General features: G+C 64.0%; 13 protein-coding genes and 1 tRNA gene. 8 read left to right on the plus strand and 6 right to left on the minus strand.

All coding sequences use genetic code 11. The annotated features are described in order from the left end of the window. The first annotated feature begins 78 nt into the window (after positions 1–78). Genes M2D63_RS06870 through M2D63_RS06885 form a run of 4 tightly spaced genes read left to right on the plus strand, consistent with a single transcriptional unit; the run spans position 79 to position 4,088 of the window. The gene (locus M2D63_RS06870; RefSeq protein ID WP_285862079.1) at positions 79–1,047 is read left to right on the plus strand and encodes a DUF523 and DUF1722 domain-containing protein; all 969 of its coding nucleotides are present in this window, start codon (positions 79–81) and stop codon (positions 1,045–1,047) included. After that, on the plus strand, positions 1,037–1,951 hold the full coding sequence (locus tag M2D63_RS06875; protein WP_285862080.1) for a MerR family transcriptional regulator: 915 nt from the start codon (positions 1,037–1,039) through the stop codon (positions 1,949–1,951). The genes M2D63_RS06870 and M2D63_RS06875 overlap by 11 nt, the downstream gene beginning before the upstream one ends. After that, positions 1,942–3,387 carry a deoxyribodipyrimidine photo-lyase gene (phrB, locus tag M2D63_RS06880; protein WP_285862081.1) on the plus strand — a complete coding sequence of 482 codons (1,446 nt, stop codon included), beginning with the start codon at positions 1,942–1,944 and terminating at the stop codon, positions 3,385–3,387. The genes M2D63_RS06875 and phrB overlap by 10 nt, the downstream gene beginning before the upstream one ends. Further along, entirely contained in the window at positions 3,384–4,088 is a 705-nt protein-coding gene (locus tag M2D63_RS06885) for an SDR family oxidoreductase (RefSeq protein ID WP_285862082.1), read from the plus strand. Before phrB ends, M2D63_RS06885 begins: the two co-directional genes overlap by 4 nt. Before the next feature lie 38 nt (positions 4,089–4,126). Here M2D63_RS06885 and M2D63_RS06890 read toward each other — a convergent pair whose 3' ends face one another. The 6 genes from M2D63_RS06890 to hemA all read right to left on the minus strand — a co-directional run bounded on the left by M2D63_RS06890 (position 4,127) and on the right by hemA (position 9,489). Next, positions 4,127–4,645: an acyloxyacyl hydrolase gene (locus tag M2D63_RS06890; protein ID WP_285862083.1), complete on the minus strand. Its 519-nt coding sequence runs from the start codon at positions 4,643–4,645 to the stop codon at positions 4,127–4,129. Between the two features lie 114 nt (positions 4,646–4,759). Further along, positions 4,760–5,560 (minus strand): glutamate racemase, encoded by an 801-nt coding sequence (murI, locus tag M2D63_RS06895; protein WP_285862084.1) that lies wholly within the window; start codon positions 5,558–5,560, stop codon positions 4,760–4,762. Further along, entirely contained in the window at positions 5,553–6,308 is a 756-nt protein-coding gene (locus tag M2D63_RS06900) for a molybdopterin-synthase adenylyltransferase MoeB (RefSeq protein ID WP_285862085.1), read from the minus strand. The genes murI and M2D63_RS06900 overlap by 8 nt, the downstream gene beginning before the upstream one ends. Continuing rightward, entirely contained in the window at positions 6,302–7,132 is an 831-nt protein-coding gene (prmC, locus tag M2D63_RS06905; RefSeq protein ID WP_285862086.1) for a peptide chain release factor N(5)-glutamine methyltransferase, read from the minus strand. Before prmC ends, M2D63_RS06900 begins: the two co-directional genes overlap by 7 nt. Continuing rightward, positions 7,133–8,215 (minus strand): peptide chain release factor 1, encoded by a 1,083-nt coding sequence (gene prfA / locus M2D63_RS06910; RefSeq protein ID WP_285862087.1) that lies wholly within the window; start codon positions 8,213–8,215, stop codon positions 7,133–7,135. Continuing rightward, complete coding sequence (gene hemA / locus M2D63_RS06915) at positions 8,212–9,489, minus strand: glutamyl-tRNA reductase (RefSeq protein ID WP_285862088.1); 1,278 nt, start codon at positions 9,487–9,489, stop codon at positions 8,212–8,214. The genes prfA and hemA overlap by 4 nt, the downstream gene beginning before the upstream one ends. A gap of 176 nt (positions 9,490–9,665) precedes the next feature. Between hemA and M2D63_RS06920 the strand changes: the two genes are divergently transcribed. The 4 genes from M2D63_RS06920 (at position 9,666) to M2D63_RS06935 (ending at position 12,971) form a co-directional block, all read left to right on the plus strand. Beyond that, on the plus strand, positions 9,666–11,393 hold the full coding sequence (locus M2D63_RS06920) for a tetratricopeptide repeat protein (protein WP_285862089.1): 1,728 nt from the start codon (positions 9,666–9,668) through the stop codon (positions 11,391–11,393). Positions 11,394–11,397: 4 nt separating this feature from the next. Further along, positions 11,398–12,015 (plus strand): lipoprotein insertase outer membrane protein LolB, encoded by a 618-nt coding sequence (lolB, locus tag M2D63_RS06925; protein ID WP_285862090.1) that lies wholly within the window; start codon positions 11,398–11,400, stop codon positions 12,013–12,015. Position 12,016: 1 nt separating this feature from the next. Next, positions 12,017–12,862 carry a 4-(cytidine 5'-diphospho)-2-C-methyl-D-erythritol kinase gene (gene ispE, locus M2D63_RS06930; RefSeq protein ID WP_285862091.1) on the plus strand — a complete coding sequence of 282 codons (846 nt, stop codon included), beginning with the start codon at positions 12,017–12,019 and terminating at the stop codon, positions 12,860–12,862. Between the two features lie 34 nt (positions 12,863–12,896). Continuing rightward, positions 12,897–12,971 (plus strand) — tRNA-Gln (locus M2D63_RS06935). Positions 12,972–13,018 lie beyond the last annotated feature (47 nt).

The raw sequence follows: 13,018 nt of genomic DNA on the forward strand, positions 1-13,018 counted from the left end.
AATTGACTTGCACAGGTATCGCCCTATGATAAACCTGTACATGCCCATCTATTTGTACAAGTTTTACAGGACACCCGCATGCCTGCCTCCTCATTTGCCGCCAAGCCGAAAATCGCTGTCAGCGCCTGCCTGACCGGGGCCGAGGTGCGTTACAACGGTGGCCACAAGGCCTCGCGCCTGTGCAATGAAGTCCTGGGTGAGTATTTCGACCTGGTGCCGGTGTGCCCGGAAGTGGCCATCGGCTTGGGCGTTCCCCGCGCGCCCATTCGCCTGGTCGGCGACCCTGCCGCCCCCCGGGCCGTGGGCAGTCGTGATCCGGCGCAAGACCTGTCCGCGCCCTTGCAGGCCTACGGTGAGCGGATGGCGGCTGAGCTGGATGCGATCTGCGGCTACATCTTCATGCACAAGTCGCCTTCCTGTGCGCTGGAACGGGCCAAGGTCTACCAGGCCAACGGCTACCCCGCCCGAGAAGGCGCTCGCGGCCTGTACGCGGCGGCGTTCTGTCGACTGCGCCCGGACCTGCCGGTGGAGGAAGACGGCCGCTTGTGCGACCCGGTACTGCGCGAGAATTTCATCACCCGGGTCTACGCCTACGCCCAGTGGCAGCACCTGCTGGCAGACGGCCTGAGCCGTGGTGCACTGATCGCCTTCCATGCCCGCTACAAGTATCAACTGATGGCCAACAACCCCCGGGAATACCGGACCCTGGGCAAACTGCTGGGCAGCATGACCCGCGACGACGCCCCCGAGGTGATCGGCCCGCGCTACTTCAGCCAGTTGATGCAGGCCCTGAGGCGTTGCGCCAGCCGCGGTAATCACAGCAATGTCCTGCTGCATCTGAGCGGCTACCTGCGCGATGTCCTCTGCGACGAAGACCGCCGGGAGGTCCGCCAGTTGATCGACCAGTACCAGGCCGGCGTGGTGCCGCTGGTGGTGCCGCTGACCTTGCTCAAGCACCATCTGCGCAGCCACCCCGATCCCTATGTGCTGCAGCAGGTCTACCTGCAACCGCACCCGGAACGCCTGGGCCTGCGCAATGCCATCTGAACGGTTGCCGATCGGCGAAGTGACACGTCTGACCGGCGTCAATCCGGCCACCCTGCGCGCCTGGGAGCGGCGCTATGGGCTGATCGTTCCGCAGCGCACCGGCAAAGGCCACCGGCTCTACAGCCAGGAGCATGTCGAGCGCATCCGCCAGATCCTGCGCTGGCTCAACCATGGGGTTGCGGTCGGCCAGGTCAAGGCGCTGCTGGGCAGCCCGACCGACGAGCCCGTGCAACGGGTCGGCAATGACTGGGCAAGTCTGCAACAGCAGTTGATCGACGCCATTGCCACCCTCGCCGAACGACGCCTGGACCAGCAGCTGAACCAGGTCATGGCGCTCTACCCTGCCGCGACCCTGTGCGAGCACTTGCTGATGCCGTTGTTCGAGCAGCTGGAGCTGCGCTGGCAGGGCCAGTTCAGCGCCCGCCTGGAACAGGTGTTCTTCGGCTCCTGGCTGCGCAGCAAGCTCGGGGCACGGATTCATCACAACAATCACTCGCTCGCTGGCCCGCCCTTGCTGGTGGTCAACGGCTCGACCCTGGAATTCGACCCACAGCTGTGGCTCTGCGCCTGGCTGGGCAGTGATGCGGGCTGCCCTGTGGCCATGCTGGAGTGGAGCGTGCCGGCCAATGAACTGGCCGTCGCCGTGGCACGCCTGCGACCACGGGCCCTGCTGGTGTGCCTGGGCAAGGCCGTCAACCTGCAGCAGCTCGAGCGCAGCCTCACCGGCATCGAGCTGCCAACATGCCTCAGCGGCAGCGCCGTCAGCATCCATAAAGCGGCCATCGAGGCCTGGATGCACACCGAGCTGCAGCTTTCCACCACTCCCCTGGCGGCACTTGCGGACCTGCGGCGACTGCAGGTTACCCGGGACACCGCGTTAGACCGAGAAGCCCCATGCAACTGATCTGGTTGCGCAGCGACCTGCGCGTACATGACAACACGGCCCTGGCCGCCGCCTGCGAACAAGGCCCGACCCTGGCGGTATGGCTGGCCAGCCCCGGGCAGTGGCAGGCGCATGACGACGCGCCGTGCAAGGTCGACTTCTGGCTGCGCAACCTCAGCGCACTGGGAGAGCAACTGGCGGCGCTGAACATCCCGCTGCTGATTCGCCAGGCCGACACCTGGGATCAGGCGCCAGCCGTATTGTTGCAGCTTTGCCGCGAGCACCAGGTGCAGGCACTGCACCTGAACGACGAATACGGTATTCACGAAAGTCGCCGGGACCAGGCCGTGGAAGCCGCCTTGACACAGTCGGGGATCAGCGTGCATCGCTACCTCGACCAACTGCTGTTCAGACCCGGCAGCATCCTCACCCGCAGCGGAGGCTACTTCCAGGTCTTCAGCCAGTTCCGCAAGGTCTGCCATGAACGGCTGCACCTGGCCCTGCCGGCCCTGCAGCGCGCCATTGCCCCCCAGGCGCCCATGGCGATCGCCAGTGATCCGCTCCCCGACCAAATTCCTGGCTTTTCTACGCCGCCAGGCAGTCTTCGCGCCCTCTGGCCAGCGGGCGAAGCCGAGGCGCATGAGCGCCTGCAGCGCTTTGTCGACGAAGTTGCCGAGGATTACCAGCAACTGCGCGACCTGCCCGCCGTGGCCGGCACCAGCCAGCTCTCTGCCTACCTGGCCGCCGGAGTGATCTCGCCCCGCCAATGCCTGCACCGGGCGCTGGCGCACAATCGCGGCGAATTCGACAGCGGCAACCCGGGCCTGGTGACCTGGATCAACGAGCTACTGTGGCGCGAGTTCTATAAACACATCCTGGTCGGCTACCCCAGGGTGTCCCGGCATCGGGCCTTTCGCCCGGAAACCGAGGCCCTGCCCTGGCGCCATGCCCCCGAAGACCTCAAGGCCTGGCAAGAAGGCCGCACCGGCATCCCGATCGTCGATGCCGCCATGCGCCAGTTGCTGGCCACCGGCTGGATGCACAATCGCCTGCGCATGATCGTTGCCATGTTCCTGACCAAGAACCTGTTGATCGACTGGCGCGAGGGCGAGCGCTTCTTCATGCGTCACCTGATCGACGGCGACCTGGCCGCCAACAACGGAGGCTGGCAATGGAGCGCCTCGACCGGTACCGATGCGGCGCCCTATTTCCGGATCTTCAATCCCGTCAGCCAATCGCGCCGATTCGACAGCCAGGGACGCTTCATCAGGCAATGGCTGCCGGAACTGATCGATATAGATGAAAAAAATATCCACGACCCTTTGTTTGAATGTGGACTCTTTGCTAATAATCAATGTTATCCGCAACCAATTGTGGACCTCGGAAGTAGTCGCCAGCGTGCATTGGATGCATTCAAGCAGTTATCCACACGGCAGCATGAGGAACACCTATTTTGAACGCGCCTATTACCAGACGGGTGTGGGTAACCGGCGCCAGCGACGGCCTTGGACTAGCCCTGGCCGAACGACTGTTGGAGCAGGGTGCGCTGGTCACGGCCAGCGCACGCCCCTCGGAGCAATTGCAGGCACTGGCCGGCCAATACGGCCCACGCCTGCTGGTACAAGACTACGACCTGAGCGACGCGGCCCAGGCATCGGCGGCTGCCCGACAGGTCAAGGACCACTGGGGCGCGCTCGATTGCCTGATCGTCAATGCCGGTACCTGTGACTACCTGGCACCCGACACGCCGGCATCGGCCCTGTTCGAAGCCATTGTCAGCAGCAACCTCCAGGCATCGGCCAATTGCCTGGCCAGCGCGCTGGCGCTGCTCAAGCAAGGCAGCTCCCCCCAGGTACTGGCGGTGCTAAGCCGCTATTCTGCGTTGCAGATCCATGAACCCAGCCAGCCGGCCAGGCCCGACAACAGCCTGCCAGCGCTGTTCGCCAGCCAGCGCGCGGCCCTTGGCGCGCAGGCCATCGACCTGACCGTCGTCGCACCGCTGAGCCTGAAGGCGCCGGTCGTGCCGGTGCAGGCGATCCCCGAACAGTGGACCGCCCAGAGCGCCGCCGAGGTCATCCTCAAGCACTTGCCTGATCGTGCGCCGGACCTGGTACTCGAAGCGCTGGGCGTCAACAGCCTCTGGCCGTTGCCCAGGTAGTTGAGCGGCCCTGCGCCAGGCGCAGGGCCAAGGTAGGGTTACAGCGGCATGCGATAATGCAGGGAGTAACTTTCCACACCATCGTTGGGTGTCTGCAGCCCGCCATTGGAATAGTGAATGGCGCGCACACCCACTTCATGCCCACCGGCAAAGCGCAGGCCGACACCGATCCGGTCTTCGAACTGGAAAGATGAGCCCAGTTCATTGTTTTCGACTTCGGTACTGGAAAAGGCCGCTACGCCGACGCCTAATTCGATATAGGGCTTGATCGACTCGCCGGCGAACTCATAGACGAACACCGGTGCAAAGGAAAGACTGTGGCTACTTGAGGTCTCGTCGCCGTCCCAATAGCTGTAGGCACCGTCCCAGTAGCCGGTGATCCGGCCTACGCTGGTTTGCCACCAACTAACATCCCAGTTCGATTGCAACCCCAGGCGATAGACCATGGTCGACTCACCGGTTTGTCCGACCGAGAAAGAAACATCTGCTGCTTGAGTTGTGAAAGATTGCCCCAGGGTGACGGCTGCAATGGCAGCCAAGCAAAGCAGTTTCCTCATGAGAAACGTCCTATTTCCTAATGCTGTTGTTGGTTTTTCCGTCACATCAGAAAAACTTATAGAAATCGGAGACGCTGCGATAGTTCAGTAAACGGTGAGTGCTTAAGGCACTTCTTACTTAATGAAGCTTCGCACAGTGTCAGATTTCTTCCACAACATTGGAAGGATCTTTTCAAAATGTTCTGGGCTGGCGCTGGTCCAGAATTGCGTGTCACGAGCAACGCCGGCAGACAGCAAATCACGCTCGCCGAGCAGGCGTTGCAGCTGGCGGGCAACGGCGGCACCGGTGTCGATGATCGCCATGTTGGCGGGCACCATCTGCTTGAGCAACGGCTTGAGGAAAGGGTAATGGGTGCAGCCGAGAATCAAGGTGTCGCAGCCGCCGTCGAGCAGGGGCTGCACGTAACCTTGCAGCAACTCACGCACGGCCGGGCTGCTCAGGTCGCCCGCCTCGATGCACTCGACCAGACCCGGGCACGGCTGGGTGATCACCTGCACATCGTTGGCGAAGCGATCGAGCAAGGCCGCGAACTTGGCGCTTTGCAGCGTGCCGGTAGTGGCCAGGACACCAACCACGCCGCTGCGGGTAGCCGCCGCAGCCGGCTTGACCGCAGGTTCCATGCCCACCAGCGGCCAGTGCGGATACTGCTCGCGCAGGTCGGCCACCGCCGCCACGGTGGCGGTATTGCAGGCCAGCACCATGGCTTTGGCACCCTGCTCGCGGAAGAACTCGGCTACCAGCCGGCAACGCTCGCGGATGAACGCCGGTGATTTCTCGCCGTAGGGAATGTGCCCGCAGTCGGCAACGTACAGCAGCGACTCGTTGGGCAGCAGGTGCTGGATTTCCGCCAGCACCGACAGGCCGCCCACACCGGAATCGAACACGCCGATCGGCGCGGCTGCCGGCTCAGTCATGAGGCTTACCACAGACACTGCACCCTGGATCGCGCTTGACCCGCAGTTCGCGGAAGCGGCTGCCCAGGGCATCGATCAGCAGCAGCCGGCCGACCATGGGCTCGCCGAATCCGGCCAGCAGCTTCAGCGCCTCCAGGGCCTGGAGGCTGCCCACCAGGCCGACCAGCGGGCCGACCACACCGGCTTCGCTGCAGGTCAGCTCGGCTTCGCTGCCATGACCATAGAGGCAGTGGTAGCAAGGGCTGTCGGGGCGACGCGGGTCGAACACCGACAGCTGCCCTTCCAGGCGAATCGCCGCGCCACTGACCAGCGGCTTGCCCTGTGCCACGCAGGCGGCATTGACCGCCTCGCGGGTGGAGAAATTGTCGGTGCAGTCGAGCACCAGGTCCACCGCCTGCACGGCGGCAGCCAGCGAATCCTCGTCCAGCGCATGACGGTGGGCAACCAGGCGGATCTCGGGGTTGATCGCCTGCAAACGGGCCAGGGCCGAATCGACCTTGCTCTGCCCCACCATGGTGGTGTCGTGCAGCACCTGACGTTGCAGGTTGGTCAGGTCGACCGTATCGAAATCCGCCAGGTGCAGTTCACCGACCCCGGCGGCCGCCAGGTACAAGGCCACCGGCGAGCCCAGGCCGCCGAGGCCGACGATCAGCGCCCGGCTGTCCTTCAGCCGCAACTGGCCGTCGATATCGACCTGGGCCAGGAGGATCTGTCGGCTGTAGCGCAGCAGTTCCTGATCACTCAGCATGACAGTCGCCCCAGGCTGATGCGTTCGTGGCCGCCGAGGTCGACACGGCTCTCGATCTGCTCGAAGTCATGAAGGGCGAGCAACTCGCGCACGGCGACGGCCTGGTCGTAACCATGTTCGAGCAGCAACCAGCCGCCGGGCTGCAGGTGCGCGGGCGCCTGGCTGATGATGGTGCGCAGGTCGTCCAGCCCGTCGACGCCGGCCACCAGGGCGCTGCTTGGCTCGAAGCGCACGTCACCGGCGACCAGGTGCGGATCTTCGGCGGCAATGTACGGTGGGTTGCTGATGATCAGGTCGAAGCGCTCGCCCTCGATGGCACTGAACCAGTGACTGTTGAGTACCTGGACGTTGTCCAACTGCAGGCGCTGGCGGTTGCGCTCGGCCAGGGCCAAGGCCTCGAGCACGCGATCGACGGCCGTTACCTGCCAGTTCGCCCGCTCGCTGGCCAGGGCCAGGGCAATGGCGCCGGTGCCGGTGCCCAGGTCCAGCACCCGTACAGGTGAAGGTGGCAGCAGCTCAAGGGCGGTTTCCACCAGCAGTTCGGTGTCCGGGCGCGGAATCAGGGTGTGCGGCGCCACTTCCAGGTCCAGGTTCCAGAACCCCTGCTGGCCGAGGATATAGGCCACCGGCTCGCCGCTGCGGCGGCGCTGCAGGTAACCGGCGAAGGTCAGCGCCGCTTCGCTGCTGACAATCCGCTCGGGCCAGGTGTGCAGGTAGCTTCGCGACTTGCCGATGGCCGCGGCCAGCAACAGTTCCACATCCAGACGCGCCGTCGGCGAATCGGGCAGCTCCGCAGCGCGAAGCAGGCTGGCGATAATCGTCATTTACTCACCCAGTGCAGCCAGTTGGTCAGCCTGATACTCGGCCAGCAGCGGCTCGATCACCGCTTCCACGCCACCGGCCAGGACGTCGTCCAGGGAATACAGGGTCAGGTTGATGCGATGATCGGTGACCCGGCCCTGTGGATAGTTATAGGTACGAATACGCTCGGAGCGGTCGCCCGAGCCCACCAGCAGCTTGCGCTCGCTGGCGATGGCGTTCTGCGCGGCGCTGGTCTGCATGTCGTTGAGCTTGGCCGACAGCCAGGACATGGCCCGCGCCCGGTTCTTGTGCTGGGAACGCTCTTCCTGGCACTCGACCACGATGCCGGTCGGCAAGTGGGTGATACGGATCGCCGAGTCGGTCTTGTTGACGTGCTGACCACCGGCGCCGGAGGCGCGGTAGGTGTCCACGCGCAGGTCCGCCGGGTTGATCTCGATGGCCACCTGCTCGTCCGGCTCGGGCAGTACCGCCACGGTGCAGGCCGAGGTGTGGATACGTCCCTGGGATTCGGTTTCCGGCACGCGCTGGACGCGATGGGCGCCAGACTCGAACTTCAGCTTGCCATAGACGTTCTCGCCTTCGACCCGGGCGATGATTTCCTTGTAGCCGCCATGTTCGCCCTCGTTCTCCGAGAGGATCTCCAGACGCCAGCCACGGCGTTCGGCATAGCGCGAATACATGCGGAACAGGTCACCGGAAAAGATCGCCGCTTCGTCGCCACCGGTGCCGGCGCGGATTTCCAGGAACACGTTGCGCCCGTCGTTGGGGTCCTTGGGCAGCAGCATGCGCTGCAGCTGGTTCTCCAGCTCGGCCAGTTGCTCCTTGGCCTCGCGCACTTCTTCCACGGCCATTTCGCGCAGGTCCGGGTCGCTGTCCTTCAGCAGCGCCTGGGCACCGGCCAGGTCATCCTGCAGCTTGCGCCACTGGGCGTAGGCGGCAGCCACCGGCTCGACCTCGGCGTACTCGCGCGAGTAGGCGCGAAAGCGGGTCTGGTCGGAAATGACTTCGGCATCGCCCAGCAGGGCGGTCAATTCCTCGAAACGGTCCTGGAGGGTGTCCAGCTTATTGAGCAGCGACGCTTTCATTGCGGGGTTTTATCCGTCGAACCCTCATTGAGGGCAAAGAGTTCCTGAGCCATGGCCAGCGCATCGAGGCGGCCTTCGGCAGAGAGCTTTTTCAGTTGCACGCTGGGGGCATGCAGCAGTTTGTTGGTCAGGCCACGGGCCAGTTGCACCAGCACGTCCTCGGCACTGCTGCCGTTGGCCAGCAGGCGCTGGGCCTTTTGCAGTTCTTCATCGCGCAGGCGTTCGCTCTGCTGGCGGTAGGCCTTGAGCACATCCACCGCCGCCAGCTCGCGCAGGCGCAGCATGAAATCCTCGGCGCCCACCGACACCAGCTCTTCGGCCGCCTGGGCAGCACCCTGGCGGCTCTTGAGGTTCTCGGCGACCACATCGTGCAGGTCATCGACGGTGTAGAGGTAAACGTCGTCCAGTTCGCCGACTTCCGGTTCGATGTCCCGGGGCACGGCGATATCGACCATGAAGATCGGCTTGTGCCGGCGCTGCTTCAGGGCGCTTTCCACCGCGCCCTTGCCGAGGATCGGCAACTGGCTGGCGGTGGAGCTGATGACGATGTCGCTGTTGACCAACTCCTGGGGAATGTCGGACAGCAGCACCGCATGGGCGCCGAACTGTTCGGCCAGGGTGCTGGCCCGCTCCAGGGTCCGGTTGGCCACCACGATGCGCCGCACACCCTGCTCGTGCAGGTGACGCGCCACCAGGGTGATGGTTTCGCCGGCACCGATCAGCAACGCCTGGCTGCGGCCCAGGTCGCTGAAGATCTGCTTGGCCAGGCTGACCGCGGCGAAAGCCACCGACACCGGGTTCTCGCCAATGGCGGTGTCGGTGCGCACCTGCTTGGCGGCACTGAACGTGGCCTGGAACAGGCGCCCGAGCAACGGGCCGATGGTCCCGGCTTCGCGGGCCACGGCGTAGGCCGATTTCATCTGGCCGAGGATCTGCGGCTCGCCCAGCACCAGCGAGTCGAGGCCCGAGGCCACGCGCATCATGTGCTTGACCGCGTCATGATCCTCGTGGATGTAGGCACTGGCGCGCAGTTCATCGAGGCTCAGCTGGTGGTATTCGGCCAGCCAGCGCAGGACGCTCTCTGCCGCCAGGTGGTCCTGCTCTATATAGAGCTCGCTTCGGTTGCAGGTCGACAGGATCGCCGCTTCGCGGCTGGCGGTCAGTCGGCAGAGCTGCTGCAAGGCGTCTACCAGCTGCTCAGGGGTAAACGCCACGCGCTCGCGTACGTCTACCGAGGCAGTCTTATGGTTGATACCGAGTGCAAGAAAGGCCATGCAAGGTCGCTGATTGTGACGTGAAGCCGATAATTGTCCTACTTCGCAGGTTTCAGAACAACCACCGCTCGCTATTGTCTCTATAGTCTACCCCTACCGAGACCTTCGCTTATGGGTTTGCCACCGCGCTTGTGTCATGATGATCCGACCGCTGGTAAGTCGCCCAATTCCTCATTATGAATAGATCCTACGCGTTGTTCCTTGCCGTTGCCCTGCTCCAGGGCTGTCAGATCCTGGCCCCGGAATCCACCGACGCCCAGGCGCCTGCCCTCGATGCCGCGCAAAAGCAGGCGGACAAACCCGTCGTCTACGGATCGTTCAGCCAGGACACCGTCTACAACCTGCTGACCGCCGAGCTTGCCGGCCAGCGCGATCGCTTCGACATCGCCCTGGACAACTATGTCAGTGAGGCGATAAAGACCCAGGACCCGGGGATTTCCGAGCGCGCCTACCGCATCGCCGAATACCTGGGCGCCGACCAGGCAGCCCTGGACACCGCACTGATCTGGGCCCGCAACGATTCCGACAACCTCGATGCGCAACGCGCCGCCGCCATCCAGCTGGCCCGCGGCGGGCGCTATGACGATTCCATGGTCTACATGGAAAGAGTGCTGCAGGGCAAAGGCGATACCCATTTCGACTTCCTCGCCCTGTCGGCTGCCGAAACCGACCAGGACACCCGCGACGGCCTGCAGAAAAGTTTCGACCGCCTGCTGAAAAAATACCCCGACAACAGCCAGCTGGTGTTCGGCAAGGCCCTGCTGCTGCAACAGGACGGCAACGCCAAAGAGGCGCTGAGCCTGCTGGAGGCGCATCCGCCAGAGCAAGGCGAAATCGCCCCGGTGCTGCTGCGCGCACGTCTGCTGCAGGCCGTGGGCCGTGGCGACGAAGCCCTGCCCCTGCTGCAGAAAACCATCCGCCAGAATCCGGACGACAAGCGCCTGCGCCTGACCTACGCGCGCACGCTGGTGGAGCAGGATCGCCTGGACGACGCCAAGATCGAGTTCTCCACCCTGGTCCAGCAGTACCCGGAAGACGAGGAGCTGCTCTACTCCCTGGCCCTGATCTGCCTGGAAACCAAGAACTGGGAAGAAGCCGCGGGCTACCTGAACGACCTGATCGAGCGTGACAGCCACGTCGACGCCGCCCACCTGAACCTGGGCCGTATTCACGAAGCGCGCAACCAGCCGGACCTGGCCCTGGGCGAGTACGCCCTGGTAGGCCCGGGCAACGACTACCTGCCGGCGCAACTGCGCCAGGCCGACATCCTCATCGCCAATGGCCGCAGCGCCGAGGCCTCGCGGCGCCTGGCACTGGCCCGCGACACCCAGCCCGACTACGCCATCCAGCTGTACCTGATCGAAGCCGAGGCCTTGGGCAACAACGACAAGGACGCCCAGGCCCTGCAAGTGCTGGAGAAAGCACTCAAGCAGTACCCGGACGACAACAACCTGCTCTATACCCGCGCCATGCTGGCCGAAAAGCGCAATGACCTGGCCCAGATGGAAAAGGACCTGCGCAGCATCATCGCCCGCGAGCCGGAAAACGCCATGGCCCTCAATGCCCTGGGCTACACCCTGGCCGACCGCACCACGCGCTACGCCGAAGCCAAGGCGCTGATCGACAAGGCCCACCAGATCAACCCGGAAGACCCTGCCGTGCTCGACAGCCTGGGCTGGGTCAACTACCGCATGGGCAACCTCGACGAAGCCGAGCGCCTGCTGCGCCAGGCCCTGGAGCGTTTCCCCGACCACGAGGTCGCCGCCCACCTGGGTGAAGTGCTGTGGGCCAACGGCAAGCGCCGCGAAGCCCGGCAAATCTGGGCCAAGGCCTTCGAAGCCCAGCCCGACAGCCAAATCCTGCGCAAGACTGTCCTGCGCCTGACCGGATCCGAGACTCTTTAACGCCATGTTCTTGCGCCATCTCATCACCTTCAGCCTGATCGCCCTGCTCGCCGGTTGTGCCGGTTTCGGCTCCCGTGAAGCCCTCCAGGGCCAGGGCAACCCGCAACTGTGGCGCGAGCACAAGCAACAGCTGAGCAGCCTCGACGGCTGGCAGATCAACGGCAAGGTCGGCATTCGCGCACCGAAAGACTCCGGCAGCGGCACCCTGTTCTGGCTGCAGCGCCAGGATTACTACGACATTCGCCTGTCCGGCCCGCTGGGCCGTGGTGCGGCGCGCCTGACCGGACGCCCGGGTGGCGTGACCCTGGAGGTCGCCAACCAGGGCCGTTATGAAGCAGAAAGCCCCGAAGCCCTGCTCGAAGAGCAACTGGGCTGGCAATTGCCGGTCTCGCACCTGGTCTGGTGGGTGCGCGGCTTGCCCGCTCCCGACAGCAAGAGCCAGCTGACCCTGGGCAACGACAGCCGCCTGACCCGCCTCAAGCAGGACGGCTGGGACGTGCAGTACCTGAGCTACACCGAGCAGAACGGCTACTGGCTGCCCGAACGTCTCAAGCTGCACGGCCAGAACATCGACGTGACCCTGGTGGTCAAGGACTGGCAGCCGCGCCAGCTGGGGCACTGACATGAGCCGACTGACCCTGCCCGCCCCGGCCAAGCTCAACCTGATGCTGCATATCCTCGGGCGCCGCGCCGATGGCTACCACCTGCTGGAAACGCTGTTCCAGTTCCTCGACTACGGCGATGAACTCACCTTCGCCGTGCGCGAAGATGGCGAAATCCGCCTGCAAACCGAGATCGACGGCGTCCCCCATGACAGCAACCTGATCGTCAAGGCGGCGCGCAAACTACAGGCCTTGAGCGGCTGCAGCCAAGGTGCCGACATCTGGCTGAAGAAAGTCCTGCCCATGGGCGGCGGCATCGGTGGCGGCAGCTCGGATGCCGCCACCACCCTGCTCGGCCTCAATCACCTGTGGAAACTCGGCTGCAGCGAAGACCAGCTGGCTGAACTGGGCCTGAGTCTGGGCGCCGACGTGCCGGTGTTCGTGCGCGGCCACGCAGCCTTCGCCGAGGGTGTCGGCGAAATCCTCACCCCCGCCGACCCGGAAGAACCCTGGTACGTCGTGCTGGTGCCACAAGTCTCTGTTAGTACAGCAGAAATTTTTTCGCATCCGCAGTTGACACGTGATTCTTTGCCCCTTAAGATGCGCCCCGTTCCCAAGGGAAACAGTCGAAATGACTGCCAACCAGTGGTAGAGCAGAGTTATCCAGAAGTACGTAACTCGTTGAATTTGCTTGGCAAATTCACAGATGCTCGACTCACTGGAACTGGAAGTTGTGTGTTTGGGGCCTTCCCAAGCAAAGCTGAAGCTGATAAAGTTTTGGCCCTTCTTGCAGAGACCCAATCAGGGTTTGTAGCCAAGGGTAGCAACATCTCGATGTTGCATCGATCGCTACAGAGCCTGCTCTAGGAATCGAGTACAAGGTGCTCGCAGCAACAGATACAGGGGCGTCGCCAAGCGGTAAGGCAGCAGGTTTTGATCCTGCCATGCGTTGGTTCGAATCCAGCCGCCCCTGCCATTTTCCTTATACTCATCCAGGTATACCCTCAGCCTTCAGGTACTGCG

The sequence above is a fragment of the Pseudomonas sp. BJa5 genome, from assembly GCF_030272875.2.
Lineage (GTDB): Bacteria > Pseudomonadota > Gammaproteobacteria > Pseudomonadales > Pseudomonadaceae > Aquipseudomonas.

Excerpts from the sequence above, each read along its gene's own strand:
- M2D63_RS06920 (WP_285862089.1), top strand. The coding sequence starts at position 9,666 with ATGAATAGATCCTACGCGTTGTTCCTTGCCGTTGCCCTGCTCCAGGGC.
- prmC (WP_285862086.1), bottom strand. The coding sequence starts at position 7,132 with ATGACGATTATCGCCAGCCTGCTTCGCGCTGCGGAGCTGCCCGATTCG.
- ispE (WP_285862091.1), top strand. The coding sequence starts at position 12,017 with ATGAGCCGACTGACCCTGCCCGCCCCGGCCAAGCTCAACCTGATGCTG.
- M2D63_RS06875 (WP_285862080.1), top strand. The coding sequence starts at position 1,037 with ATGCCATCTGAACGGTTGCCGATCGGCGAAGTGACACGTCTGACCGGC.
- hemA (WP_285862088.1), bottom strand. The coding sequence starts at position 9,489 with ATGGCCTTTCTTGCACTCGGTATCAACCATAAGACTGCCTCGGTAGAC.
- murI (WP_285862084.1), bottom strand. The coding sequence starts at position 5,560 with ATGACTGAGCCGGCAGCCGCGCCGATCGGCGTGTTCGATTCCGGTGTG.
- M2D63_RS06890 (WP_285862083.1), bottom strand. The coding sequence starts at position 4,645 with ATGAGGAAACTGCTTTGCTTGGCTGCCATTGCAGCCGTCACCCTGGGG.
- lolB (WP_285862090.1), top strand. The coding sequence starts at position 11,398 with ATGTTCTTGCGCCATCTCATCACCTTCAGCCTGATCGCCCTGCTCGCC.
- M2D63_RS06900 (WP_285862085.1), bottom strand. The coding sequence starts at position 6,308 with ATGCTGAGTGATCAGGAACTGCTGCGCTACAGCCGACAGATCCTCCTG.
- M2D63_RS06870 (WP_285862079.1), top strand. The coding sequence starts at position 79 with ATGCCTGCCTCCTCATTTGCCGCCAAGCCGAAAATCGCTGTCAGCGCC.
- phrB (WP_285862081.1), top strand. The coding sequence starts at position 1,942 with ATGCAACTGATCTGGTTGCGCAGCGACCTGCGCGTACATGACAACACG.
- prfA (WP_285862087.1), bottom strand. The coding sequence starts at position 8,215 with ATGAAAGCGTCGCTGCTCAATAAGCTGGACACCCTCCAGGACCGTTTC.